The organism is Nonomuraea sp. NPDC048916 (assembly GCF_040649575.1).
Classification (GTDB): domain Bacteria; phylum Actinomycetota; class Actinomycetes; order Streptosporangiales; family Streptosporangiaceae; genus Nonomuraea.
The window spans coordinates 67,724-92,393 of the sequence record NZ_JBEZFS010000005.1; the positions used below are offsets into that span (position 1 = coordinate 67,724).

20 protein-coding genes and 1 pseudogene are annotated in these 24,670 nt (G+C 70.4%); 6 read left to right on the forward strand and 15 right to left on the reverse strand.

Translation table 11 applies throughout. From position 1 onward, the window contains the following. Nucleotides 1–424 precede the first annotated feature (424 nt). From AB0C16_RS06165 to AB0C16_RS06175, 3 genes are read left to right on the forward strand one after another with little or no spacing between them, the layout of a single operon-like run. Entirely contained in the window at nucleotides 425–1,417 is a 993-nt protein-coding gene (locus AB0C16_RS06165; RefSeq protein WP_357679431.1) for a mechanosensitive ion channel family protein, read from the forward strand. A 10-nt stretch (nucleotides 1,418–1,427) separates the two neighbouring features. Further along, nucleotides 1,428–1,808: a globin gene (locus AB0C16_RS06170; RefSeq protein ID WP_357679434.1), complete on the forward strand. Its 381-nt coding sequence runs from the start codon at nucleotides 1,428–1,430 to the stop codon at nucleotides 1,806–1,808. 16 nt (nucleotides 1,809–1,824) lie between these two features. Continuing rightward, a complete protein-coding gene (locus tag AB0C16_RS06175; protein WP_357679437.1) occupies nucleotides 1,825–3,330 on the forward strand; it encodes a glycoside hydrolase family 13 protein in 1,506 nt (501 codons plus the stop codon). Here AB0C16_RS06175 and AB0C16_RS06180 read toward each other — a convergent pair whose 3' ends face one another. Together AB0C16_RS06180 and AB0C16_RS06185 are read right to left on the reverse strand one after the other, a co-directional pair. Then, nucleotides 3,331–4,524 carry an MFS transporter gene (locus tag AB0C16_RS06180; protein ID WP_357679439.1) on the reverse strand — a complete coding sequence of 398 codons (1,194 nt, stop codon included), beginning with the start codon at nucleotides 4,522–4,524 and terminating at the stop codon, nucleotides 3,331–3,333. Nucleotides 4,525–4,533: 9 nt separating this feature from the next. Continuing rightward, nucleotides 4,534–4,917, reverse strand: a complete 384-nt coding sequence (locus AB0C16_RS06185; RefSeq protein ID WP_357679898.1) for a thioesterase family protein — start codon at nucleotides 4,915–4,917, stop codon at nucleotides 4,534–4,536. 242 nt (nucleotides 4,918–5,159) lie between these two features. Here AB0C16_RS06185 and AB0C16_RS06190 point away from each other — a divergent pair, with 242 nt between their 5' ends. Further along, the gene (locus AB0C16_RS06190) at nucleotides 5,160–6,056 is read left to right on the forward strand and encodes an SDR family oxidoreductase (protein WP_357679441.1); all 897 of its coding nucleotides are present in this window, start codon (nucleotides 5,160–5,162) and stop codon (nucleotides 6,054–6,056) included. Between the two features lies 1 nt (nucleotide 6,057). Next, nucleotides 6,058–6,894 (forward strand): MaoC/PaaZ C-terminal domain-containing protein, encoded by an 837-nt coding sequence (locus AB0C16_RS06195; RefSeq protein WP_357679443.1) that lies wholly within the window; start codon nucleotides 6,058–6,060, stop codon nucleotides 6,892–6,894. Here AB0C16_RS06195 and AB0C16_RS06200 read toward each other — a convergent pair. Next, nucleotides 6,872–7,483 (reverse strand): helix-turn-helix domain-containing protein, encoded by a 612-nt coding sequence (locus AB0C16_RS06200; protein WP_357679445.1) that lies wholly within the window; start codon nucleotides 7,481–7,483, stop codon nucleotides 6,872–6,874. The genes AB0C16_RS06195 and AB0C16_RS06200 overlap by 23 nt on opposite strands. 106 nt (nucleotides 7,484–7,589) lie before the next feature. On the opposite strand from AB0C16_RS06200, the gene AB0C16_RS06205 reads away from it, so the two are divergent. Next, nucleotides 7,590–8,744 carry an acyl-CoA dehydrogenase family protein gene (locus tag AB0C16_RS06205; RefSeq protein WP_357679448.1) on the forward strand — a complete coding sequence of 385 codons (1,155 nt, stop codon included), beginning with the start codon at nucleotides 7,590–7,592 and terminating at the stop codon, nucleotides 8,742–8,744. 137 nt (nucleotides 8,745–8,881) lie between these two features. Here AB0C16_RS06205 and AB0C16_RS06210 read toward each other — a convergent pair whose 3' ends face one another. The 12 genes and pseudogenes from AB0C16_RS06210 to AB0C16_RS06265 all read right to left on the reverse strand — a co-directional run bounded on the left by AB0C16_RS06210 (nucleotide 8,882) and on the right by AB0C16_RS06265 (nucleotide 24,634). Beyond that, the gene (locus AB0C16_RS06210) at nucleotides 8,882–10,009 is read right to left on the reverse strand and encodes a thiolase (RefSeq protein ID WP_357679450.1); all 1,128 of its coding nucleotides are present in this window, start codon (nucleotides 10,007–10,009) and stop codon (nucleotides 8,882–8,884) included. Next, nucleotides 10,006–10,413, reverse strand: a complete 408-nt coding sequence (locus AB0C16_RS06215; RefSeq protein ID WP_357679452.1) for a Zn-ribbon domain-containing OB-fold protein — start codon at nucleotides 10,411–10,413, stop codon at nucleotides 10,006–10,008. The genes AB0C16_RS06210 and AB0C16_RS06215 overlap by 4 nt, the downstream gene beginning before the upstream one ends. Before the next feature lie 66 nt (nucleotides 10,414–10,479). After that, nucleotides 10,480–10,992 (reverse strand): VOC family protein, encoded by a 513-nt coding sequence (locus AB0C16_RS06220; RefSeq protein WP_357679455.1) that lies wholly within the window; start codon nucleotides 10,990–10,992, stop codon nucleotides 10,480–10,482. 1,251 nt (nucleotides 10,993–12,243) lie between these two features. Next, nucleotides 12,244–13,878: pseudogene (gene ettA / locus AB0C16_RS06225) on the reverse strand (energy-dependent translational throttle protein EttA); the annotation flags it as partial. Between the two features lie 60 nt (nucleotides 13,879–13,938). Beyond that, entirely contained in the window at nucleotides 13,939–15,231 is a 1,293-nt protein-coding gene (locus tag AB0C16_RS06230; protein WP_357679457.1) for a GGDEF domain-containing protein, read from the reverse strand. 449 nt (nucleotides 15,232–15,680) lie between these two features. Next, nucleotides 15,681–16,334: a single-stranded DNA-binding protein gene (locus AB0C16_RS06235; protein ID WP_357679459.1), complete on the reverse strand. Its 654-nt coding sequence runs from the start codon at nucleotides 16,332–16,334 to the stop codon at nucleotides 15,681–15,683. A gap of 130 nt (nucleotides 16,335–16,464) precedes the next feature. Beyond that, nucleotides 16,465–18,087 (reverse strand): GTP-binding protein, encoded by a 1,623-nt coding sequence (locus tag AB0C16_RS06240; protein ID WP_357679461.1) that lies wholly within the window; start codon nucleotides 18,085–18,087, stop codon nucleotides 16,465–16,467. Beyond that, nucleotides 18,084–20,336 carry a GTPase gene (locus tag AB0C16_RS06245; RefSeq protein WP_357679463.1) on the reverse strand — a complete coding sequence of 751 codons (2,253 nt, stop codon included), beginning with the start codon at nucleotides 20,334–20,336 and terminating at the stop codon, nucleotides 18,084–18,086. The genes AB0C16_RS06240 and AB0C16_RS06245 overlap by 4 nt, the downstream gene beginning before the upstream one ends. Beyond that, nucleotides 20,333–21,565, reverse strand: coding sequence for a uroporphyrinogen-III C-methyltransferase (cobA, locus tag AB0C16_RS06250; RefSeq protein WP_357679465.1), 1,233 nt, complete (start codon nucleotides 21,563–21,565; stop codon nucleotides 20,333–20,335). Before cobA ends, AB0C16_RS06245 begins: the two co-directional genes overlap by 4 nt. Nucleotides 21,566–21,648: 83 nt before the next feature. Continuing rightward, a complete protein-coding gene (speB, locus tag AB0C16_RS06255; protein ID WP_357679468.1) occupies nucleotides 21,649–22,644 on the reverse strand; it encodes an agmatinase in 996 nt (331 codons plus the stop codon). A 53-nt stretch (nucleotides 22,645–22,697) separates the two neighbouring features. Continuing rightward, nucleotides 22,698–23,768: a nicotinate-nucleotide--dimethylbenzimidazole phosphoribosyltransferase gene (gene cobT / locus AB0C16_RS06260; RefSeq protein WP_357679470.1), complete on the reverse strand. Its 1,071-nt coding sequence runs from the start codon at nucleotides 23,766–23,768 to the stop codon at nucleotides 22,698–22,700. Nucleotides 23,769–23,788: 20 nt separating this feature from the next. Next, nucleotides 23,789–24,634 carry a sirohydrochlorin chelatase gene (locus tag AB0C16_RS06265; protein WP_357679473.1) on the reverse strand — a complete coding sequence of 282 codons (846 nt, stop codon included), beginning with the start codon at nucleotides 24,632–24,634 and terminating at the stop codon, nucleotides 23,789–23,791. Between the last annotated feature and the right edge of the window lie 36 nt (nucleotides 24,635–24,670).

A 24,670-nucleotide genomic window follows, 5' to 3' on the forward strand; every position in this document is an offset into this window, starting at 1 on the left:
GGTGACCCGGGTGGAGCGCAGCCACCACGGCTCACCGCACCCGCTGCGGCCACAGGGAGCCGGCGGGATGGCCGGTGCGGAGGCCCCTCAACGGGTCCTGGTCATCCCGCCGGTTCCGGACCACGACCGATCAGATGCGCGTACGGCCGGTGAGCCGTACGGAACAAGCCGCCTTCCGGTCATCCGGCGGGTGGTCCCCTCCCCGGAACGGCACGGGACATGCTTCCGGGTGCGTGTCCCGTCCGAGCCGTCCGTCACCGGAGCGTCAGGATCTCGCCCTCCGCGGCCACGAAACCCTGACGACCCCGTCTTCCCCGGCGTGATGTGACGGCGGCCGGTTCGGTCGGCGGTTCTTCTGGGCCAAAATAGGTCCAGAAGACCGCCGACCGAATCGCTTTTACGGAGAGGGATTCACCCCGTGTTCATGCTGGCGACACCAGCGCCATCGCCCTCGCCCACCCCGACCTCCGACCTCCTCGATCTGGACCAGGTGAGCCAGCAGATGGCGACGACCTGTCAGGGCGACACGATCATCTGCTCCACACTCGCCAGCCTCTTCGACGGCGCGGTCTGGGCGCCGATCGCCGCCAGCGCCATCACGGTCATCCTGATCCTGATCTTCGGGTTCGTCATCCGCAACATCGCGCACCGGTTGATCACCAAGGTGGTCAACCGCGCGGCCACCACCGGCTCCATCGCCACCCGCTTCCGCAAGGGCGCGGCCACCGACGGCATCGACGCCCTGCTGCACGAGCGCCGCAAGCAGCGCGCCGAGACCATGGGCTCGGTGCTCAGGCACATCGCCACGATCGTCATCATCGGCACCGCGGTGCTGACCGTGCTCGACCGGCTGACGATCCCCATCGCTCCCCTGCTGACCAGCGTGGGCATCCTCGGCGTCGCCGTCGGCTTCGGCGCGCAGGAGCTGGTCAAGGACTTCATCGCGGGCATGTTCATGCTGATGGAGGACCAGTACGGCGTGGGCGACGTGATCGACGTGGGCGCCGCGATCGGCACCGTGGAGGCGGTCACCCTGCGCGTCACCCGGCTGCGCGACTCCGACGGCCGCGTCTGGTACGTCCGCAACGGCACCATCACCCGGGTCGGCAACGAGTCGCAGGGCTGGTCGCGCGCCTACCTCGACGTGCCGGTCGGCTACGCCAGCGACATCTCGGCGGTGCGCGACCTGCTGGGGAAGGTGGCCGACGAGCTGTGGGACGACCCGGAGTTCCGCCAGACGGTGATCGTGGAGCGGCCCGACGTCTACGGAGTGGAGCAGCTGTCCGACAGCCGGCTGGTGTTCCGCGTCTCGGTCAAGACGCTGCCCGCCAAGCAGGCCGAGGTGGCGCGGGAGCTCCGGCTCAGGGTCAAGCTGGCGCTCGACTCCGCGGGCATCGCCATGGTTCCCAACGCATAGGCTTGTGCACGTGACTGAAACCTCCTTTTACGACGCCGTTGGGGGCGAGGAGACCTTCCGGCGCCTCGTTCATCGTTTCTACGAGGGCGTCGCGAAGGACCCACTGCTGCGCCCCCTCTACCCGGAGGAAGACCTCACGGGGGCCGAAGACCGGCTGCGGGGGTTCCTGATCCAATACTGGGGCGGCCCCAACACCTACAGCCAGGAGCGCGGCCACCCGAGGCTGCGCATGCGTCACGTGCCGTTCGTGATCGGCGAGGCGGAGCGTGAGGCCTGGCTCAAGCACATGCGTGACGGGGTCGACTCGCTGGAGCTTCCCGAGGAGCTGGAGACGCGGCTCTGGACCTATCTCGTCAACGCGGCCCGCAGTTTGGTGAACTCCCCGACATAGCGGGCATGACCGCCCCATGGTTATCCCCTGGTGGCGTGACGCAGTCGTCTATGAGATCTACGTTCGCAGCTTCGCCGACGCCTCGGGAGACGGCGTCGGCGACCTGGCCGGCATCCGGCAGCGCCTCCCCTACCTGCGCGGGCTGGGGGTCGACGCCATCTGGCTGACGCCCTTCTACCCGTCGCCGATGGCCGACGGCGGCTACGACGTCGCCGACTACCGCGACGTCGACCCGTTATTCGGCTCGCTGGCCGACTTCGAGGCGCTGGTCGCCGAAGCGCACGCCCACGAGCTGAAGGTGCTCGTGGACGTCGTGCCCAACCACAGCTCGGCCGAGCATCCCTGGTTCCGGGCGGCGCTGCGCGGCGAGGGCCGCGACCGCTACATCTTCCGCGACGAGCCCAACAACTGGCAGTCCACGTTCAGCGGTCCGGCGTGGACCCAGGTGCCCGACGGGCAGTGGTACCTCCACCTGTTCGCCCCCGGACAGCCCGACTTCAACTGGCGCAATCCCGAGGTGCACGAGGAGTTCCTCGACGTCCTGCGGTTCTGGCTCGACAGGGGCGTCGACGGGTTCCGCATCGACGTGGCGATGGGCCTGTACAAGGAGGAGGGGCTGCCGGACGTCAAGGACCAGTCGTTCAAGGCGGCCTCGCCGATCTGGGGCCGGCCCGAGGTGCACGAGGTCTACCGCGACTGGCGCAAGCTGCTCGACAGCTACCCGGGCAAGCGGATGGCCGTGGGTGAGGTGTGGACCGACGACCTGGCCGACCTCGCGCTGTACGTCCGCCCGGACGAGCTGCACCAGAGCTTCAACTTCGCCTGGCTGCAGGCCCCCTGGTCGGCCACGGCGTTCCGTAAGGTGATCGACGACACCCTGGCGACCGTGCCGTTCGCCACCTGGGTGCTGTCCAACCACGACGTCGTACGGCACCGCACCCGCTACGAGGCCGACGACCCCGGCACCGGGCCGGCGAGGGCGAAGGCGGCGTTGCTCACCATGCTGGCGCTGCCCGGATCGGCCTACCTCTACCAGGGAGAGGAGCTGGGCCTGCCCGAGGTGCGGGATCTTCCTCCGGAGGCCCGCCAGGACCCGGTCTTCCTCCAGTCGGGCGGCACGCTGCCCGGCCGTGACGGTTGCCGGGTGCCGTTGCCGTGGTCGTCCGGCGGGGCGTCCCACGGGTTCTCCCCCGACGGGGTGCGGCCGTGGCTGCCGCAGCCGCCGGACTTCGGGGCGCTCAGCGTCGAGGCGCAGAACGGTGACCCCGGCTCGATGCTGGAGTTCTACCGCAGGGCCCTGACCTGCCGTCGCGAGCTGCTGGGGTCGATTCCTTACACCATCGAGTGGCTGGATTCCTCCTCGGATGCGCTTTTCTTCACCCGTGGGCCGCTGACCTGCGCGATCAACTGCGGAGTGGAGCCCGTACGGCTGCCGCCGCACGACAGCGTGCTGATGGCGACCGGGCCGGCGGCGGACGACCGGCTGCCGCCCGACACCGCGATCTGGCTGCGCACCGGGTGATCAGGACGGTCCGGGCGCGCCGTGGGCGTTCGGCTCGCCGCGGGCGGGGATGACGGGCAGCGAGAGCAGCGCGCAGGCCAGCCCCGCGGCGAACCCGGCCCAGTAGCCCGCGCTCGTGATCAGCACCCCGGCCAGCGGGGTGATGGCCAGGGCGACGGTGTTCTGGATCGTGTTGTGGGTGCCGAGCACCCGTCCCGCCCAGCCGGGGCCGGCCAGCTCCCCCGCCGCGAGGTAGGCCAGGCCGTTGCCGGCCACGGTCATCAGCGCGGCCAGGGCGAGCATGACAGGTCCGAGCCACGACCGCGTGGCGGTGCCCAGCACCAGCAGCGACAGCACGACCAGGGAAGCGCACGTCAGGATCCGCAGCGGCGCCATCCGCAGGCCCGTCCGGTCGGACCAGCGGCCCACCGCGATGCGCGCCGCCGCGCCGCCGATCGCGGCCACGCCGAACAGTTGCCCCGCCCGGACGACGTCCCAGTGGTAGACGCCGACCAGGCAGGTCACGCCGTACGTGCTGACCGCGATCTGCGGCACCGCCTGCAGGGCGCTGGTGGCGTGCACCCGCCAGAGCGTGGCCTGCCGGTACGGCGAGGCGGCCGACGGCGGGCGGGTGCCGGAGACCGCGTGCGGCGGGTCGGCCAGGAGCAGCGCGGCCAGCACGGCGGCCAGCAGGCTGACGGCGGCGCAGACGACCAGCACGCCTGGGATGCCGTGGGCCCGCGAGACGGGCGGCAGGACGAAGGCGGCGAGGGCCATGCCGAGGGTGTAGGAGACCTGGCGCAGGCCCATGGCGACGCCGCGTTCGGGTGGCTGGAACCAGCCCAGCACGATCCGGCCGCCGCCCACCATCGCGGCCGAGCCTCCCGCGCCGGCCAGCGCCAGCAGGGTGATCACCGCCCAGGCCTGGGTGACCAGAGCCACGCAGGCGAACGTCACGGCCGCCAGCCCGACGCCGAGGCCGAGCACGAGCCGCTCGCCGCGCCGGTCGGCCAGCATGCCCCACGGGACGAGGGCGACCAGGACACCGAGCGCAGGGGCGTTTCCGATGACGCCGGCGATGGGCAGCGAGACGCCGAAGAAGCGTTGGATGTCCGGCATGACGAGCGGGAGGCCGAAGAGGCCGACCGTGACGCTCGCGTGCGCGTTGACCCCCAGTCCGAGCATCAGCCAGCGCCCGCGGTGCGCGTCTCTCACGGCATGGCGCTAGCCGGCGACCTGGAAGCGCCTGAGGTAGACGATCTCTTCTTCCGTCAGCCTGCGAGGAGCCGCGCGCTCCACGTCGTAGGCGACGAGGACCGAGGTGGCGGTGACGAACACCTCGTGGTCGTCGCGGATCTCGTACTCGAGCGTGAACCTGACCGGCCGGAGCTCGGTCACCCAGGTCTCCACCCGGACCGGCTCGGCGCGGAAGCCGAGCGGGCGGCGGTAGTCGATCTCGTGCCGGGCGACGACGAGGCTCTTGAAGGGGGCGTCACCCGCTTTGTACGGATCGATGTGGAGCATTCCCAGGCGGGCGTCCTCCAGGTAGTCGAAGAACCGGACATTATTCACATGTCCCAGCGAATCGATATCCGCGAACCGCACCATTCTGGGAAAGACATGCCGCTGAGCCAGGGAGTTTCGTGCCACTGCGCCACCGTATCGGTACCGGTCAGGTGCCCTTGCTCCGGGCCGTGCACGCCGGCACGTTGAGCGCCGAGACCACGACCATGCAGCCGAGCGCCCACCGGTACGCCGGTCACCAACCGCTCCACCGAGCCGGTTGGCGGCCCACCCGTAGTTCTAGAATCTAGTTCACGCCCTCAACCGGTCAAGGATCGAGGAGTCAGATGAGCGGGATCGTCGAAGGTCGTGTGGTGATCGTCACGGGCGCGGCCAGGGGCATCGGGCGCGGCCACGCCCTCGAGTTCGCCCGGCAGGGCGCGAAGGTCGTGGTCAACGACCTCGGCGCGGAGGTCGACGGCACGGGCTCGTCGGCGGCCGCGGCCGACGTGGTCGAGGAGATCGAGGCGCTGGGCGGGGAGGCGATCGTCAACGGCGAGGACGTCTCCGACTTCGACGGCGCGGCCCGGCTGGTCCAGTCGGCCATCGACCGCTTCGGAGACCTGCACGTGCTGGTCAACAACGCGGGCATCCTGCGCGACCGCATGCTGGTCAACATGACCGCCGAGGAGTGGGACGCGGTCATCAGGGTGCATCTGCGCGGCACGTTCGCGCCGCTGCGTCATGCCGCGGCCTACTGGAGGGGCAGGGCGAAGGCCGGCGAGCCGGTGGACGCGCGGATCATCAACACCACCTCCTCCTCCGGGATCTACGGCAACCCCGGGCAGGGCAACTACGGCGCGGCCAAGGCCGGCATCGCGGGGCTGACCGTCATCGCGGCCAAGGAGCTCGAAAGGTACGGCGTGACGGTGAACGCCGTCGCACCCGCCGCGCTCACCCGCATGACGGAGGGCCTCATCCCGAGCGGCGCCGGAGCCGACCCCGACGACATCGCGCCGTTGGTGGTCTGGCTGGCCAGCGCGCAGGCCCGGGGCGTCACCGGCCGGGTGTTCAACGTGCGGGCCGGGGCGATCAGCGTGGCCGAGGGCTGGCACGCGGGCCCCGGCGTCGACAAGGGCGGCCGGTGGGACCCGGCCGAGCTGGGCGCGGTCATTCCCGCCCTGGTCGACAAGGCAGCGCCCAACGCGCTGACCAACGGCCGGATCCCCGGACGGGAGAGCTGACATGCCGCTCGACCACGGATCGATCGGCGTCGAGAGCCCGCCGCACGAGCGCTCGTGGACCGCCAAGGACACCATGCTGTACGCCCTCGGAGTCGGCGCGGGAGCGCGCGAGCCGGCCTTCTGCACGGAGAGGCACCAACGGGTGCTGCCCACCTTCGCGGTGCTGGCCGCGCAGACGCCGGGCGGGCGGCGGATCGGCGACTTCGACCCGGCCATGCTGGTCCACGCCGAGCAGGCCTTCGAGCTGCACCGCGAGCTGCCTCCGGCGGGCCGCGTGCGGACCACCTCGAAGGTGACCGGGATCTACGACAAGGGGTCCGGCGCGCTGGTCACCAGCGAATCCCTGGCCGTCGACCCCGACACCGGCGAGCCCGTGATCACGAGCCGCAGCGCCGTCTTCATCAGGGGCGAGGGCGGATTCGGCGGCGACCGCGGCCCCCGCGACGACTGGGCCGCGCCCGAAAGGGCTCCCGACCACAAGGTGACCTATCCGACCGGCCCCGACCAGGCGCTGATCTACCGGCTCTCCGGTGACTACAACCCGCTGCACTCCGATCCCGAGTTCGCGGCGCGGGCCGGGTTCGACCGCCCGATCCTGCACGGCCTGTGCACGTACGGCGTGACCGGCAGGGCGCTGCTGCACGCCGTGGCGGAGTCGGACCCGGCGAGGTTCGCGGCGATGTCGGGCAGGTTCACCAGCCCTGTCTTTCCCGGCGAGTCACTCACGGTCTCGATCTGGGTGGACGGCTCGGCCGTGCTGTTCAGGACGGCCAAGGACGACGGGACCGTGGTGATCGACAGGGGCCGGGCGACGATCAGCCCTCGTCCAGCCCCCTGAGCGGGTCGAGGCGGCGGATCAGCGTCATCGCCGCCTCGGTGATCTCCCGCGCCTCCTGCTCGGTGTCGCTGGTGGCGACCTCGCGGGCGGCCTCGGCGATGACGCTGGTCAGCACGGCCACGGTGAACCGGTCGAGCGGCTCGCCCCCGGCGCCGAGCAGCACGGCGTTCTGGCGTACCCACTCCCTGCCCCGGGTGCGGCGGATCAGCTCGAACCCCGGCGGGCCGTCGCCGTTCATGAAGAGCCTGACCAGGTCGCGCCGCTCCCAGGCTCCGGCGAGGTAGGCCCGGGCGCCGGAGATCAGCAGCTCGACCGGGTCGTCGACACCGGTCTGCCTGGCCCGGGCCACGCTGGAGGCCGAGGCCTCCTCGTGGGCCGCCTGGTGGTCCTCGTACAGCGCGAGGAACAGCTCGGTCTTGCCGCCGAAGTGGTGGTAGAGACTGCCCACGCTCGATCCGGCGCGGGCCACCACGTCGGCGACGTTGGCCTCCGCGAAGCCGTGCTCACTGAAGATCTCGCGAGCCGCCCGCAGCATGCTCTTGCGGGTCTCGGCCGTGCGACTCCACTCCCACGATGACTTGCGTGCCATGCGAACATCGTAGCCGAACGAATTCTAGAATCCTGTTCTTGACAGGTCGCCGAGGTGGCAGGACTCTCTTTCCTAGAAGAAGATTCTAAAAGTCTGGGAGGCGGCTGTGGACTTTTCGCTCAGCACCGAGGAACGGCAGATCCGCGACACGGTCCGGTCCTTCGTCGAGAAGGAGATCATGCCGCTGGAGGCCGACGTCCTGCGCAACGAGCGCGAAGGCCGCCCCGGGCTCGACCCCGACACCGTCCGCGACCTGCGGGCCAAGGCCAGGAAGAGCGGTTTCTGGGGCATCAACACCCCCGAGGAGTACGGCGGAGCCGCCCTCGGCCCCGTGATGTCCGCGATCATCGCCATGGAGCTGGGCAGGACGTTCGTCCCGTTCACCTTCGGCGGCAGTGCCGACAACATCCTCTACGCCGGCACCGACGAGCAGAAGACGCGCTACCTCATCCCGACGATCGAGGGCGAGCGCCGCTCCTGCTTCGCGATCACCGAGCCCGGCGCCGGCTCCGACGCCCGGAACATCCGCACCCGCGCGGTCCGGGACGGCGCCGAGTGGATCATCAACGGTGAGAAGACGTTCATCACCGGCGGCACCGAGGCCGACTTCGTCATGGTCTTCGCCGTGACCGAGCCGTACGGCGTCACCTGCTTCCTGGCCGACCGCGACATGGGCTGGCGGTCCGAGCCGATCCCGACCATGGGCCAGTGGGGCCCGGCCTCCCTGGTGTTCCAGGATGTACGGGTGCCGGAGGAGAACGTCCTCGGCGAGCTCGGCAAGGGTTTCGAGCTGGCCATGCAGTGGATCGGCCAGGGCCGGTACATGATCCCCGCCAGGGCCATCGGGTCGGCCGAACGCATGCTCGGCATGGCCATCGACTACGCCAAGATCCGCAAGTCCATGGGCCAGACGATCTCCGAATACCAGGCGATCCAGTGGATGATCGCCGATTCGCAGGTGGAGATCGAGGCGGCCAAGTGGCTGACGCTGTACGCGGCCTGGCGCGTGCAGGAGGGCCTGGACGCCCGGCACGCCTCGTCGATCGCCAAGCTCAACGGCGCGATCATGGCCAACCAGGTCGTCGACCGGGTGCTGCAGATCCACGGCGGCATGGGCTACACCAAGGAGCTGCCGATCGAGAGGTGGTATCGCGAGCTGCGCCTGCTGCGCATCTTCGAGGGCACCGACGAGATCCAGCGCCGCACGATCGCCCGCAACCTGATCAAGGGCCACGCCCGGCTCGGCACCATCGGCGACTGACATGCCGGCCGATCGCGCTCGTCGGCCCCACCGGCAAGCCGGGCCGGTCGCGTCGCGGGCGGGGTGGCCCACCGCGACCGCGGGGCGGGGCCGATCCGCGGCGGCGGCCGGGGGGAGTTCGCCGCCGCCGCGGGGCTCTAGGGAAGCCGGTTCGACAGGACGAGTGTGGCAGCCGAGGCGAACATTCCGCCATTGCCCAGCACCACACTCACTTCGGGATCCGGCACCTGGGCCGCCGCCTCGCCACGGAGTTGCCGGACGGCCTCCTGGATGGCGAACATCCCGTACATCCCGGTATGTGTGTACGAGAGGCCGCCGCCGTTGGTGTTGAGCGGCAACCGGCCGCCCGGTGACGTGTGGCCCTCGGCGATGAACGCGCCGGCCTCGCCCCGGCCGACGAACCCGAGGTCCTCCAGCCCGTAGATCGGCACGTGCGCGAAGGCGTCGTACACCATGAGATGGTCCACATCGTCATGGGAGATCTTCGCCTCGGCGAACGCCGCCTGGCCCGAGAGCCGGAACGCCTTGGAGGTGGTGAAGTCCTCCATCTGCGAGATGATCGGGGATTCGGCCGCCTCGCCGGACCCGAGCAGGTAGACCGGGCTCCGGCGCGCGAGCTCCTCCGACGTCACGATCAGCGCTCCGCCGCCGTCGGTCACCAGGCAGCATTCCAGCAGGTGGAACGGGTAGGCGACCAGCCGCGAGGCCAGCACGTCGTCCACCGTGATCAGGTCGCGGTACATCGCCCGCGGATTGAGCTGCGCCCACCGCCGCTGCGCCACGGCGACCTCGGCCAGCTGCTCGTGCGTGAGCCCGGTCTCCTTCATGTAGCGCAGTGCCGTCAGCGTGAACATCGTGGCGGGTCCCATCACGCCGTAGGGCAGCTCGAACTGCCCGGCCAGCGAATCGGCTCCCATCCCGAACCGCGACGCCCCGACCCGCGACCTGCCCGACTCGCCATGGGTGATCAGCACGGTACGGCACAGGCCGGCCCGGATGGCCGCCGCCGCGTGCCGTACGTGGAACATGAAGGACGATCCGCCCACGGCGGTGCCGTCGAGCCAGGCAGGGGTGATGCCGAGAGCGTGCGCGATCTGGATCGGCCCCGGGGTCCCCACGGTGGCGATGCCGTCGATGTCATCCTTCGTCATGCCCGCGTCGGCGAGCGCGTTGCGGGCCGCCTCCAGGTGCAGCCGGGTGGTCGAGTGCTGCGGGAGGCGCCCCACCTCGTCGGTCTCGGCGGCCCCGGCGATCACGATGGTCATGCGGCTCCCCCGGCGGGCTCGAAGAGGGGCACGCTGACGTCGCCGCGCTGCTCGAAGACGACGCGAAGGGGCAGGTCGAGGGGGAGGTTCTCGGGCGTGATCTCGACGCCCACGATGTTCGTCATCATCCGCACGCCCTCCTCCAGCTCCACGACGGCGATCGCGTAGGGGCCGTCGTCCTCGAACCCGCGAGCCGGCCGGTGGTTGATCACGTAGGAGTGGAGGGTGGCGCGACCGCTGGCCCGCACCCACGCGACCTCGGCGGCGCCGCAGTGCGGGCAGCTCGGCCTGGGGTAGAAGTAGTGCCGCGCGCACGCCTGGCAGCGCTGGATCCTCAGCTCGCCCGCCGCCGCGCCGTCCCAGAAGGGCTGCGTCTCCGGCGTGGACTTCGGTACCGGCTTCATCGGCCTCCCCAATCGTTTCTAGAATTACACTCTAGAGTTTAGATTCGGTGTCGCGGGAGACCTTTCTCACGGGCTGGGGATGCCGTCTCCGTTCCTGCCCCGTCCGGCCAGCACCTCCTCCAGCGTCGCCCGCCAGTCGTCGGCGTCGCGCGAGCCGGGCTGGGCGAGTTGGATCAGCACGCCCTGCGCCTCCTTCGGATGCAGGAACACCTCCCGCCAGCGGACATCTCCGATGTTCAGCCCGTGCATCCGGTAGCCGCGCCGGGTCAGCCTGGCCACCGCGGTCTCGATGTCGTTGACGTGGAAGTTCAGGTGGTGGACACCGCCCCTGCCCCGGGTCAGCTCGAAGAAGGTGTCGAAGAAGGTCGATCCGGACAGTGGCTCCATGAGCTCGACCTTGCCGCCGTTGGCGTAGGTGAGTTGCAGTGTGCGGAAACCGCTCACCCGGTTGTCTCCGCCACCGCCGAGATGCTCGCCGCCCAGCAGGTCACGGTAGATGGGGAGCAGGTCCCTGATCCTCGGCGCCGCCACGGCGGTGTGATCGAAGGTCACCTCGAGCCCGTCCAGTTCCAGATCCACGCACGGCTCCTTCCGCCCGAAATCCTAGAATTTGATTCTAGACGGAAGCTTCCCAGCCCGCACGCCCCGGCCCTCCCTCGCGGCGATTTCCGGGAATGAACGCCGCGGAGGCCGGGTGACGGCCGCCATCTGGGCGCCCGCCACCCGACCTCCGCCGCCACTTGGGCGCCCGCCACCCGGCCTCCGCGCTTCACTCCCGGTCGTGGCCGGTGAACGGTGCCAGTGGTTCTTGACTGGCTGAAGCCGTTCGACGGCTGCCTCGTCAACGAGGCACCGGGCTATCGACGGGGCGCGCTGACCGCCGCGAGCTTGAGAGTCCTGCCGAACGTCTTACGCGAGCCAATCTTCTAATAGTCGAGGACAAGAAAGTGACATACAGCCCTATCGCGCCTCCGAATTTCGAGCGCTACGAATCACGGAACCGCACTCGAAAACAAGGCTCCGATTTCCGGGCGCGACACAACGGCCTCGGTGCGTGAGGTCATCCGGATGGTCGTCGTCGCGGCCGATCGGTGTCCGGCCGCCACGTTCTAGCAGGAAGCGGTGCCCCACGACTGGAAACTGCTGACCTTCTTGGTGTGCAGGTACGTGCTCTCCAAGCGGGGGACGGAGATGCAATACCCCCAGCTACCGCCGATGTGGGCCTTGATACGGATAATGCTGTGCTGAAGGCACATTAAGGCGGTGAAATTACACCGGCCCACCGGGCCTTTCGCTGCGTCATGTCTCAGTCCGCCGATTTCCGACCTCGCTGAGGCGTCGTTTGGCACGGACCCGAATCGACAAAGCCGGGCACAAGCATCGGATTCACGTTTTGACCAGGAAGGACATTGGCGGGTGCGCATTCTCTGTCATATGCGCAGGCTGCCGCGTTCCCTGTCACATCGCGTGCCTGACGATTCCAAGGGCTCACGCTGAACCCCCATGCGTGAGGACCGGCCGGCACGGCCAGGGCCGAAGGTTCCAGGGCTGTTCACGGTCTTCGAGCCAAGGTGACGGTAATCCCCGGAGCCGGGGATGGCACCGCTTGCCGGCCTTCCCGCGGCAAGGCGTCGCATGGTGGGGCACAGACGCGCGGACCGACCAGGGGGCGAACGTCGGGCCGGCCGCCGCATGGCCGAATCGGCGGCAACTCTGGGCCAGTCAAGGGCCCAGGCCGGTACGTATCGAAAGACCGCTCACCTTGACGTGACACCGGCCACGTGCGCCTCGTAAGCGCCGAAGAGGCGCCGACCACGCGTGGTCGGCGCCTCTTCGGGGGCGGGCGGCGTCGGCGCCGAGGCGTTCGATCTTGTTCTTCTCGTAGTCGGCGAAGTTGCCCTCGAACCAGAACCAGTTGGAGCCTTCCTCCCACGCCAGGATGTGGGTGGCGATGCGGTCGAGGAACCACCGGTCGTGGGAGGTGATGACCGCGCAGCCCGGGAAGTCGAGCAGTGCGTTCTCCAGCGACGAGAGCGTCTCGGTGTCGAGGTCGTTGGTGGGCTCGTCGAGCAGCAGGACGTTTCCACCCTGCTTGAGGGTGAGCGCGAGGTTGAGCCGGTTGCGCTCGCCACCCGACAGGACGCCGGCCTTCTTCTGCTGGTCGGGCCCCCTGAAGCCGAACGCGGCGATGTAGGCGCGGGACGGCATCTCGACGTTGCCGACCTTGATGTGGTCGAGCCCGTCGGAGACGACCTCCCAGACGTTCTTGCCGGGCTCGATGCCGCCGCGGCTCTGGTCGGCGTAGGAGATCTTGACCGTGTCGCCCACCATGATCGACCCCTCGTCGGGCGTCTCACTACCGATGATCATGCGGAACAGTGTGGTCTTGCCGACGCCGTTGGGACCGATCACGCCGACGATGCCGTTGCGCGGCAGGTCGAACGTGAGGTCTTCCATGAGCAGCCGGTCGTCGAACCCCTTGGTCAGGTTGTCGGCCTTGATCACCGTGGTGCCGAGGCGGGGGCCCGGCGGGATCTGGATCTCGTCGAAGTCGAGCTTGCGGTGCTTGTCGGCCTCGGCCGCCATCTCCTCGTAGCGCTGGAGGCGGGCCTTGCTCTTGGTCTGGCGGGCCTTGGGGTTGGAGCGAACCCACTCGAGCTCGTCCTCGAGGCGCTTCTTGCGCTTGACGTCCTTCTGGCCCTCGACCTTGAGGCGCTGGGTCTTGGCCTCGAGGTAGGTGGAGTAGTTGCCCTCGTAGGCGTAGGCACGGCCACGGTCGAGCTCGAGGATCCAGTTGGCGACGTTGTCGAGGAAGTAGCGGTCGTGGGTGACGGCCAGCACGGTGCCGGCGTATTTCTCCAGGTGCTGCTCCAGCCACTGGACGCTCTCGGCGTCGAGGTGGTTGGTGGGCTCGTCGAGCAGCAGCAGGTCGGGGGCCTCGAGCAGCAGCTTGCACAGGGCGACCCGGCGGCGCTCACCACCGGACAGCTTGGTCACGTCGGCGTCGGGCGGCGGGCAGCGCAGGGCGTCCATGGCCTGCTCCAGCTGGCTGTCGAGCTCCCACGCGTTGCGGTGCTCGAGCTGCTCCTGCAGCTTGCCCATCTCGTTCAGCAGCTCGTCGCTGTAGTCGGTGGCCATCTGCTCGGCGATCTCGTTGTAGCGCTCGAGCAGCGCCATCGTCTCGGCGACGCCCTCCTGCACGTTGCCGAGGACGGTCTTCTCCTCGTTGAGAGGGGGCTCCTGCTGGAGCATGCCCACCGAGAAGCCCGGCATGAGCTTGGCGTCACCGTTGGACGGCTGCTCCAGACCAGCCATCATCCGGAGCAGCGTCGACTTCCCGGTGCCGTTAGGGCCCAGGACGCCGATCTTGGCACCTGGCAGAAACGACAGCGTGACGTCGTCAAGGACAACCTTGTCGCCGTGCGCCTTGCGCACGCGCTGCAGCGTATAGATGTACTCCGGCATGGTATCTAGCTTAGGGGCTCCTGACCCGGGCTTCTGCCTTCAGGGCAGGTGAGGTCGGTTTCAGGCGGGAGACGCGTCGGCGACGGGCGGCGGCGGTGACTGGACGACGGGGACGCAGATGCGGTCGCGGCCCAGCTCCTTGGCTCGGTAGAGAGCCAGATCGGCGGCGGCGAGAAGCTCGATGAGATCGTCGCCGTGCAGGCTCATGACGGCGATGCCCGCCGAGATGGTCACGCTGATCATGACGTCGTCGGCGGGGATCGCCATCCGGCCGATGCGCCTGCGCAGACGGTCGGCGACCTGCCGGGCCTCGTGGATGTCGGCGCCGGGGAGCAGGACCACGAACTCCTCGCCGCCGAAGCGGCCGACGACGTCGTAGTCGCGCAGCTGGCTGCGAATGGTGGTGGCGATGCTGACCAGCACCTGGTCGCCGACGAGGTGCCCGTGGTTGTCGTTGACGCGTTTGAAGTGGTCGATATCGATGATCAACAACGCCAGGGTGTCGCCGCCGCGCCGGGCCCGGACGATCTCGGTGTCGGCCTCGCGCTGCCAGGCCGCGGCGTTGAGCAGGCCGGTCTTGGGATCGGTGCGGGCCGCCGCCTGGAGCTGCGCGTGCAGGAGGCTGCGCTGCAACAGCACCACCGGCGGCAGCGCGAGGACCAGCAGGGCGAGGTTGAGCCCGCAGGCGATCGCCACAATGACGCCCAGGCACAGCTCCACGACGTCGAGCAGGACACTCTCCCTGTCCCACAGCACATCGCGCCACGGGCCCTCAGGGTCGGCAGTGTGGGCCGCGACGGCGATGAGCCCGGTGTTGAGCAGCGCGAACACCACCGCCGCGCCGACCGCGAGGGCGATCGCGGATCCGCCGCCCCGCGTCAGCGCCGACGGGTCGGGGACCAGCCGGTGGAACACCACGGAGGCGACGCATCCCGCCAGGCCGATGGCGGCCGAGCTGAACACCCTGCGGTAGAGCACCGTCGCCCGGACCCGCCACTGCAGCAGGACCTGCAGCACGATCGGCGCGAACAGGGCATAGACCGGTGGCAGCAGCAACGCCACCGGCAACCACCAGGCCGACAGCAGGTCGCGCGAGACACCCGCGGGCATGCCGAGACGTCTCGTGGCCTCGATGCAGACCGCGCCGCAGCCCATGAGGGCGCCGAAGGTCAGCACGTGCGGCCAGCGGAAGTCGGTGACCGTCGTGAGCATCATGATCGCGACGACATCGAGCGCCACGATCACACTGAGATAGACCACGAGCGGACGACGTTGCCCGAGCAACGGCCAACGGCCGACCAGAGTTGACACACCGTCGCGAGACTTGATCGAGGTGTGACTGGTCGCCGCCATACCGGTTCCTCTCCGCCTAACGATGTGTAACACAATAATTGCGGAGTGTGCGTCGCGCGATGGGAACCGATACGTTGACAGCGGGGTCACATGTTCCATGTGGTCCGGGAATGTGGACACGGCTCACTCCGCCAGCGGGCCGTGCCGGAAAGGAGCAGCCATGGTGCGAGGCGTCACCTGGACCTGACAGGTGCTCTGGCCAGCCGTCGACATGACATGGGTGGCACCATCGGCCACTTGCCGGTGCCGCGTCCTTCGGGGGACTCGCGGCATGCAAGGTCGGTCCCCCTCCTCACTCCCCCTCCCACCCCCTTCCTCGTTTCTGCCCGGGACTCTTCGTTCCTGTCGGGACTCCTTGTATCTGCCGGGACTCCTCGTTCCTGTCGGGACTCCTTGTATCTTTCGGGACGCCAGTCCGCCACGCCGGCCGGTGACGGGCGCGATGCCGGTCAGGCCGCGGCGCGCTCCTCTGTGGGCCACTCGGCGTCTTCGGCTTCGCTCTCGTTGTCGTCGGCGCCGAGGATGCGCACGGTCGCCTCGTCATCGTCGGTCGCCCGGGGCTTCCTCGCGTCGCCGGAGCCCAAGGCCCGCAGGGGAGTGTCCTGACGCGGGCCGCCGGGCGGGAGAGGCTCGGCCCGGTCTCGGGACGAGTGTGCGGCCGCGCCGCCGCCCATGGCCCAGTCTTGGGTCTCCTCGTCGAGGCGCTCGCGCATCTCCCTGCTGACCAGGGCGGCCCCGCCGCCACGCTCCGGCTTGGCGAAGCTGCCCGTGCCCCACCTCAGATCGTGGCCCACCGCGCTGGCCTCCACCTCCGGCATGAAGCGGCGGTCACCCTCGGGGCCGAACTCGCGGATGCGCAGCTTGCCCGACACCACCACGGGCTGCCCGATCTTGACCGACTGAGCCACGTTCTCGCCGAGGGCCCGCCAGCAGCGCACCGCGAAACACACCTTCTCGCCGTCGGTCCACTGCCCGGTCTTCTTGTCGAAGTAGCGGTGAGAGGTCAGCACTCGTAGCGACGTCACCCTGGCTCCGTCGTCGAACGTGTGCTGCCTGGGCTCTGCCGCGACGTTGCCGGTGAGCGTGATGTAGATGTCGTTCATCCGTTGCCTCCCATGCGGCGGGCGGAGTGCCCGCGCCCTGGGAACAAGGTGCCGCAGCCGCCCGCGCGAGTACGCGGCCGAACGGAATTCTGTGGACAGCGCCGAACGACGGAGGAACGCCTGTGGAAAGCTAGCTCGCCAGGCTGTTCATGGCCGAGTAGAAGGCGTGGTGCCGGCCCAGCTCGCGCTCCACCGGCTCGACCACCATGGTCTCCGCGATCGCGGCCACCCGGCGGCGCATCTCCCGTTCCAGTCGTTCGCGCTCCTTCGACGCTCCCAGCTCGACGAAGTTGCGTGAGGCGATGCCGGAAAGCGCGCCGAGCCCCAGCACGGAGGCCATCATCAGCCCCACCCAGGGCAGCGCCGCCGTGTCGCCCAGCAGCTGGATGCCCAGCGGTGCCCGGCCGGGAAAGAACATCCCCACGACCAGCCACACCAGCCCGATGGCGAACGCCGCCACGAGGGTGTACTGCCACACCTTGAGCAGCCACCACCAGCCGGGCACCCGGTCGAGCCGGGGCGCGACCTCCGAGAGGTCCTCCGTCAGCGCCTTGGGAAGTTGCGCGGAGCGGGAGCGGGCCGCGTGGTGCACCGACGTGCGCCATACCGGGTGCATCCCGGCCGACAGCCCGTCGGCGAGCGCCTGCACCGCGTTGACCGCCTCGGCCGCCTGGGCGCTCACCGAACCGGTCGTGAGGTCGTGGATCTCGTCGCTGACGTCGTCGAGGCGCAGGCTCCTGAGCGGGTCGGGCCGCAGCTTGGAGATCCAGCGGGGGTACGGCCAGCCCACCCAGCGCATCGACCGCTCGGCGTAGACGTTCTCCATGGCCTCCCCGACGGCCGGGACTCCCACGGCGTCGCAGAGCGCGTCGGTGAGCCCGAGCCGGCGGGCCTCGTCGACCGACGACGGCGCGGACAGGACGTCGCCCACCGGCATGGCCTCGGCCAGGCGCTGCTCCAGCCGGTGAAGATCGGCTTCGAGCTTCTGGATGGCGGCCCTGCGCCGGGAGACCGCCCCCGCGATGACGCTCTTGAGACTGTCGACCCCCCGGCCGGTGATCGCCGAGGTGGGCACCACGCTGGGGTGTTCGACGCCTTCGCGGCGGAGCAGGTCGTTGAGGTCGATGACCAGCTCAGCGAGCTCCTCGGTGCTCAGCCGGTCGGCCTGGTTGAGCGCGAACACGGTCACCGCGTCGTGCCCGGCCAGCTCGGTGACGTAGCGCCGGTGCGTGGAGGCGTCGGCGTACTTCTGCGGGTCGAGCACCCACACCACCAGGTCCGCCTGGCCGATGAGCCGGTCGGCCTCGGTGTCGGTGAGAGCCCTGATCGAGTCGTGGTCGGGCAGGTCGAGCAGGATCAGCCCGTGGAGCTGGCTCTCGCCCTTGTCGAGCGCGCTGGCGCGGGCGAACCGGTGACGCCACTGCACCTGCAACCAGTCGAGCAGCGGGGTGGCGCCCTCCAGCCCCCACACGCAGGCGTGGGTGCGGGCCGTGGTGGGCCTGCGCACGCCGGTGGGCGAGAGCTCCAGCCCGGAGAGCGCGTTGAACAGCGACGACTTGCCGCTGCCCGTGCCGCCGGCCAGGGCGACCACGGTGTGCTCCGACGACAGCTTCAGCCGCTCGCCGGCGCGGGTCAGCAGCGTGCTCGCCTCTGAGAGCAGTTTCGGCTCGAGCCGCCCCGGCCCGAGCTCCACGATCTTGGTGAGCGCGGCGAGCCGCTGCGCGAGGCCCGGCCTGGTGGTGAGTGTGCTCATCGGGCGACCTCGAGGTTGTACGTCGCCTGGTAGAGACGTGTCGCCATGGACTCGTCCGGGATTCCGGCGGAGTCGAGCGCTTGCACGTAACGCATGGATTCCTCGTCGAACAGCATGCCGATTCGGGCTCTCAGGTCGCTCAGCGCCTTGGCGCCGATGCCGCGCAGCGACTCGGCGCCGAGCAACGCGTTGACCAGCCGGTGCGGCACGCCCTCGGCCGTGCCGCCGGTGAACATGGCGACCATGAAGATCAAGGACAGCGAGTCGGCGTCGAACGAGACCAGCTTCGACACCGAACGCTTGGCCACGCCTTCGGTCCGCACCAGCTCGGTGACGTGCTCCTGCCAGGCCGCGATGGCCCGGCTCGCGTGACGTACGAGATCGTCGGAGGGGCGGTCGAGGTCGGCCCCGAGCACGGCGCCCAGCGGGGAGCGGCGGCGCCAGCGCGCGACCACCTCCTCGGCGGCGCGGCTGGCGGCGACGACGATCACGGACTCGATGCCGGCGCGCAGGGCGGCCCTGAACGCCATGATTCGTTCGGGTGCCCCCCTGGCCGACCTGCCACGCTTGCGCAGCTGGATCGTGCGCAGGAGGTCGCCGGATCCCACGAAGTCCTGCCAGCGGGCGAGCACCTCGCCGTGGATCAGCGAGCCGTTGCGGAAGGCCTTGTCGATCTCGGTGAGCGCGCTCAGGTAGGCGGCCTCCACGTCGGCGCGCAGCTCGCCGCGGAAGGTGACCTGGCTCTCCATGTGCCGGGCGAGCGCGGGGACGCGGGTGCGGAAGCTGTCGAGGACCCCGTTGAGGGTCTCTCGTACGGCCTGCGCGCGGCGGTCCTCGTCGACGGAGAGCTCGGCCAGCCACAGTCGCAGGTCGGTGACCTCGTTGTCGGGCAGCCGGCCGTCCACCACGTCGGCCTCGCCGATGACGAACCGGTCGATCTCGCCCAAGCCGTATTCGGTGAGCATGCGGACGAAGTGCTTCAGCACCACGTCGCGAGCCTTCGGCTGCACCCGGGACAGCACGATGGCCAGCCGGGCGCCGCGCTCCTTGGCCAGCCTGAGCAGGTTCCAGGCGGGGGCGTCGGCGTAGCGGGCCGCGGTGGTGACGAAGATCCACAGGTCGGCCGCGTCGAGCATGCGCTGGGCGATCTCGTGGTGCCTTTCGACGACCGAGTCGATGTCGGGGGTGTCGAGCAGTGCCACACCCTGCGGCAGCTTCTCGGTCGGGACCACGATGAGGCTGTTGGGCCCGTCCTCGGGCGACGGCTTGTCGATGCGCCGCAGGCCGCCGAGCAGGTCTCCCTCGGCGAACCACTTGTGGTCGTCGGGGTGGCAGGCCAGGACCGGGATGCCCGTGGTGGGCCGCCGCACGCCGGTGCGCGAGACGTTCTTCTCCGCCAGCGAGTTGACCAGCGTCGACTTGCCCGCGCCGGTCGAACCGGCGATCACGATGAGGGCCGGCGCGGTGTTCGTCCGCACCCTCGGGAGCACGTAGTCCTGGAGCTGTGTGAGCAGGTCGGCCCGTGCCTGCCTGGCCTCGTCGGCGCCCGGCAGGTCGAGGCCGAACCGCAGCTCGGCGACGCTCGCCCGCAGCGTGTCGAGCGCCGTCGAGAGCGCTTTGGCCACCTCGGCCGGCAGCGCCTCCGCCCGCCGGCTCTCAGCCTGTCCGGCTGCGGGCCTTTCGGCCGCCGGGGCGAAGGGGTGCGGCCCCTCGGTCTCCTCGTCCGGACCGGGGTCTGCTTCCTCGGCTCGGGGCTCCTGAACGCGGGGTGAACCGTCCGGCCCCGCGTCGGGCCGCTCATCCTGGTCCAGGGACGTCCTCGGTCCCGGCTCGGGCGCGTCCCCCTCTGCGGACGACGCCCGGCGATCCCACAATGACGGCCGCTTCTTTCCCGGCTCGGGCGCGTCTTCCTCTTCGGGCGAAACCTGGCGATCCCACAGCGACGGCCGCTTCTTTTCCGGTGCGGGGCTCTCGTCGGAGGTGGGGGCAGGCGCCTGGTCGGGCGCGGGAGGAGGACCTGGCTGGGGCGTGGAGGCGGCGTCGGGTTGGGCAGGAGGCTGCCCGGTGGGCGGCGGCTTGGGCCGGCGAGGCTCCTCCGCGGGCGCGGCCGGCTCCTCGGGGACGGCCTGCCGGGCATGGTCGTTCGGGGCGTCGTCCGGCTTGACGACGTCCTCCTCCGTGATGGGGCGGAAGCTCAGGGTCTGCTCCCCTGGTGACTCCTGACGCCCGTCATCCATGGCGGTGTTCACGGCAAGCGCTCCGCTCGAACCATCTCGACCTCCTGGCCGACCCTTACGACGTCGCCGACGATGACGATCGCCGGCGGCCGTATCCCAGCCGCGGACACGCGGTCGGCCACGGTGGAAAGTGGAGCGATGACCGCCCGCTGGGTCGGAAGGGTACCGTCCTGCACCACCATCACGGGAGTCTCCGGGGAACGTCCGTCTCGAAGGAGGGTTTCGGCCACCTTGGGCAGCCGCTCCAGGCCCATCATGAGGACCAGAGTCCCCTGCGAGCGGGCCACCGAGGGCCAGTCGACGGTTGATTTCGGATCATCCGGCGCCACGTGCACGGATATGACGTGGAACTCCTGACTTATCCCCCGATGCGTCACTGGGACGCCGGCCGCGGCGGGCACCGCCACGGCACTGGTGATGCCCGGCACCACGAGCACCGGGATCCCGGCGCGGGCGCAGGCGATCATCTCCTCGCCGCCCCGGCCGAACACGAACGGGTCGCCGCCCTTGAGCCTGACCACGAACTTGCCCTGCCTGGCCCGGTCGACGAGCACCTCGTTGATCGTTTCCTGCGGCAGGGACCTGCCGTAGGGGACCTTGGCGGCGTCGATCAGCTCGACGTCGGGTGCGAGCTCGTCGAGCAGGGCGCGAGGCGCGAGGCGGTCGGCGACCACCACGTCGGCCTGCGCGAGCAGCTGACGCCCGCGCACGGTGATCAGGCCGGGATCGCCGGGCCCGCCACCGATCAGGGCGACGCCGACCGGTTTGGTGCGGTTGCGCCGGGCGTCGACCGTGCCGTCGCGGAGCGCTCCCACCACGGCGTCTCTGATGCCCGCCGCCCTGCGCGGGTCGCCGCCCGCGGTGACGGCCACGGTGATCTCGTCGACGCGCCCGGAGGCCGGAGTCCACGCGGCGGAGGCGTCCTTGTCGTCGGCCCGCACACACCAGATGCGCTTGGCCTCGGCCTCGGCGGCGACCGCCGTGTTGACGGCCCGGTCGTCGGTGCACGCCTGGACGAGCCACGCGCCGTCGCAGTCACCCACTTCGTAGGGTCTGGCCTGCCAGGTCAGCCTGCCCATGGCGATCAGGTCGTCGAGGGCCGGGGTCACCACCGGCGACACCACGGTGACCGCCGCACCGGCCTCGAGCAGCGCGGGCACCCGGCGCTGGGCGACGCGACCGCCACCCACGACGAGCACCCGGCGGCCGGAAAGCCGCAGGCCGAGGAGGTAGGGGCCCATGCTGGGGAATCTCCAGTCTGCGAAGCTTGGTGTGTCCGGAGGTAAACCTACCGGTTCTCAACGCGACAATTACTTCGGGCGAGTTAACGCCCGTCAAGAAGGGGCTGGAGAGGGTTCCAGCGGGGCCCGCCCTCGTCGTCCTTGCGGCGTCTGGCCATCGCTGACAGCGCCTCCAGGATGACGCGGTTTCCGAGGAACGCGGTGATGTCCGCGTGATCGTAGGGCGGAGCCACCTCGACCACCTCCATGCCCGCGACGGGCAACTCATAGCAGATGCGGCGAACGGCATCGAGCAGTTGCCTGGCCGAGAGCCCGCCCGGCTCGGGCGTGCCGGTGCCGGGCGCGTGGCCGGGGTCGCACACGTCGATGTCGACGGACAGGAAGATCCGGTCGCACTCGTCGAGCGCGATCCGGAACGACTCGGTCAGGCACTCGTCGAGCCCGCGGGCCACGATCTCGGTCATCTCGTAGGAGCGCATCCGCTGCTCGGCCATCCAGGCGAGCGTCTCGGGCTCGGGCCAGTAGCCGCGCAGCCCGATCTGGAGGAACCGGTCGCCGCGGATCGCGCCCGACTCGATGAGCCGGCGCATCGGCTGGCCGTGCCCGTGCAGGTGGCCGAACTCGATGTCGCCGGTGTCGGCGTGGGCGTCGAAGTGGATCATCGAGACCCGGCCCGGTTCGTACGCCCGGGCGGTGCCGCGCGCGTCGGGGAGCGCGACCGTGTGGTCACCGCCGAGCACGAGCGGGATCGCGCCCGAGGAGGCGACGCGGTGGACCGCCTCCTCGATGGCCGCCAGCGAGCCCTCGACGTCGCCCGAGTAGCACTCGACGTCACCGGCGTCGAGCACCCGCAGGTCGCGCAGGGCGTCGACGCGCAGCGCCAGGCTCGGCCTGGAGCCGTCGTGCGGCAGGTAACAGGCCTGGCGCAGGGCCATCGGGCCGAACCTGGCGCCGGGCCGGTTGGAGGTGCCGCCGTCGAACGGAGCGCCGATGATCACCACGTCGGCGCCGGCGTAGCTCGCCGGGTCACCGACGTCGCACCGCTCGACGCCGAGAAACGTGATATCGGGTCCGTACATAGGGCCGTACCTGGCCACAGTCACCTCATCTGCTGGTCAACGTGTCCCCATCATCACACGGGCTTTTCCGTGACTCCCGCCGAGTCGAACGTGGCGACGTCGTGCATGACGCGTACGGCGGCGCAGACCAGCGGGTGGGCGAGCAGCCCGCCGGTGCCCTCGCCGACCCGGAGTTCGAGCTCGACCAGGGGGCGCAGCCCGAGGTGGTCGAGCGCGGCGGCGTGGCCGGGCTCGGCCGAGCGGTGGCCGGCGACGCAGTGGTCGGTGACGGCCGGGTCGAGGGCGGCCGCGACCAGGGCGGCGGCGCCGGCGATGACGCCGTCGAGGATCACCGGCACCCGGGCCTGCGCGCCGCCCAGGATGAAGCCGGCGATCGCGGCGTGCTCGAAGCCGCCGACGGCGGCGAGGACGCGCAGCGCGTCGCTGGGCTGGGACCCGACGGGTGTCACGGAGTTGACGGCGAGCGCCTCGCGGACGACGGCGATCTTGCGGGCGTGCGTGTCGTCGTCGATCCCGGTGCCCCTGCCGGTGACCTCGTCGGGGTCGTGGCCGGTGAAGGCCGCGACCAGCGCGGCCGAGGCGGTGGTGTTGGCGATGCCCATGTCGCCGGTGATGAGGCAGCGGGCGCCCTCGGCGACCAGGTCGTGGGCCACGGAGATGCCCGCCTCCAGCGCCTGGACCGCCTGGTCGACGGTCATCGCGGGGCCCGCGGACAGGTCGGCCGTGCCGTACGCGATCTTGCGCTTGACGAGCCCGGGCGCGTCGGGCAGGTCGGCGGCGACGCCCACGTCGACCACGGTCACCGACGCCCCCGCCTGCGCGGCGAAGGCGTTGGCCACGGCGCCGCCCGCCAGGAAGTTGGCGACCATCTGGACCGTGACCTCCTGCGGCCACGGGGTGACGCCCCGCGCGTGGACGCCGTGGTCGGCGGCGAAGATGGCCAGCGCGGCCGGCACGGGCATGGGCGGCGGGACGGCGCCCGCGGCGCCCGCCAGGCGTACCGCGACGTCCTCGAGCGCGCCCAGCGAGCCTTTGGGTTTGGTGAGGCGGTCGTGATGGGCGCGGGCCTCGGCGAGCGCCCGCGGGTCGGCGGGACGGATCGCGGCGAGCGTTTCGGCGAGCAAGACGAACCTCCAGGAACGGATCAGGGGACCAGCCGGAGCGCTTCCTCATAGCGGTCGATCACGACGTCGGCCAGGGTCTCACAGTCGCCGATCACCTCGGCGCAGCGGATGTCGAGCTCCGGGTGGCCCGCGCCGTAGGCCAGCGCCTGCGCCCACACGCGTTCGAGCAGGCCGCCCGCGAACAGCAGGTAGGGCACCACGATCACGCGCTTGGCGCCCAGCCGGCGGCAGCGTTCGAGCCCGCCGGGCACGCCCGGCGGGGTGACGGAGACGAACGCGGTCTCGACGGTCATGAAGTCGTAGGCGTGCGTCTCCCAGAACAGCCGTGACACCCGGTGGATCTCGGCGTTGGCCGTCGGGTCGGTGGAGCCCTCTCCGACCAGCACGACCGCGGTCTCCCCCGGCTCGACGTGCATCGGAACGCTCTCGGCGAACGCGGAGTCGACGGCCCGCAGCCGGGGCCTGGCGCCGGCCAGCTCCAGCGGGCGCGGGCGGGGCATCTCGGTGGCGGCGTCGTTGAGGCGCTCGGCCAGCAGGGCGAGCACGCGGGGGTCGGGCCCGAGCGGGCGTCCGCAGTCGTACATGAGGGTGGGGTGACGCTGTTGTTCGAGGGCCATGGCCGCGGGATATTCCTCCCCCACCCGGTTGAGGCTCAGTGGGAGCGCCACCAGGCGGTGGTGACCGCGGGCGACGAGGGAGGCGACGGACTCGCTCAGCCGTGGCGTGGCGCGTTCGAGATAGCCACCGGAGACGTCCGCGGCTGTCCGGTCGAGGCGGCAGCGCAGCCGATGGACGAACCTGCCGAACTCCGCGGAGTCGGCGTCATCGTTCGAGCCCTGCCCGATCAGCAGGAGCGGGGGCTTCATTTTGAGGGTTACTCCGGTACGTAGACGGACACGCGA

What these genes read in the sequence shown, in the direction of transcription:
- AB0C16_RS06185 (WP_357679898.1), bottom strand. Translation starts at nt 4,917, where the DNA reads ATGGTGCGGTTCGCGGATATCGATTCGCTGGGACATGTGAATAATGTC.
- AB0C16_RS06230 (WP_357679457.1), bottom strand. Translation starts at nt 15,231, where the DNA reads ATGGCGGCGACCAGTCACACCTCGATCAAGTCTCGCGACGGTGTGTCA.
- AB0C16_RS06165 (WP_357679431.1), top strand. Translation starts at nt 425, where the DNA reads ATGCTGGCGACACCAGCGCCATCGCCCTCGCCCACCCCGACCTCCGAC.
- AB0C16_RS06240 (WP_357679461.1), bottom strand. Translation starts at nt 18,087, where the DNA reads ATGAGCACACTCACCACCAGGCCGGGCCTCGCGCAGCGGCTCGCCGCG.
- AB0C16_RS06235 (WP_357679459.1), bottom strand. Translation starts at nt 16,334, where the DNA reads ATGAACGACATCTACATCACGCTCACCGGCAACGTCGCGGCAGAGCCC.
- speB (WP_357679468.1), bottom strand. Translation starts at nt 22,644, where the DNA reads ATGTACGGACCCGATATCACGTTTCTCGGCGTCGAGCGGTGCGACGTC.
- cobA (WP_357679465.1), bottom strand. Translation starts at nt 21,565, where the DNA reads ATGGGCCCCTACCTCCTCGGCCTGCGGCTTTCCGGCCGCCGGGTGCTC.
- AB0C16_RS06190 (WP_357679441.1), top strand. Translation starts at nt 5,160, where the DNA reads ATGAGCGGGATCGTCGAAGGTCGTGTGGTGATCGTCACGGGCGCGGCC.
- AB0C16_RS06210 (WP_357679450.1), bottom strand. Translation starts at nt 10,009, where the DNA reads ATGACCATCGTGATCGCCGGGGCCGCCGAGACCGACGAGGTGGGGCGC.
- AB0C16_RS06175 (WP_357679437.1), top strand. Translation starts at nt 1,825, where the DNA reads ATGGTTATCCCCTGGTGGCGTGACGCAGTCGTCTATGAGATCTACGTT.
- AB0C16_RS06215 (WP_357679452.1), bottom strand. Translation starts at nt 10,413, where the DNA reads ATGAAGCCGGTACCGAAGTCCACGCCGGAGACGCAGCCCTTCTGGGAC.
- AB0C16_RS06200 (WP_357679445.1), bottom strand. Translation starts at nt 7,483, where the DNA reads ATGGCACGCAAGTCATCGTGGGAGTGGAGTCGCACGGCCGAGACCCGC.
- AB0C16_RS06195 (WP_357679443.1), top strand. Translation starts at nt 6,058, where the DNA reads ATGCCGCTCGACCACGGATCGATCGGCGTCGAGAGCCCGCCGCACGAG.
- AB0C16_RS06265 (WP_357679473.1), bottom strand. Translation starts at nt 24,634, where the DNA reads ATGAAGCCCCCGCTCCTGCTGATCGGGCAGGGCTCGAACGATGACGCC.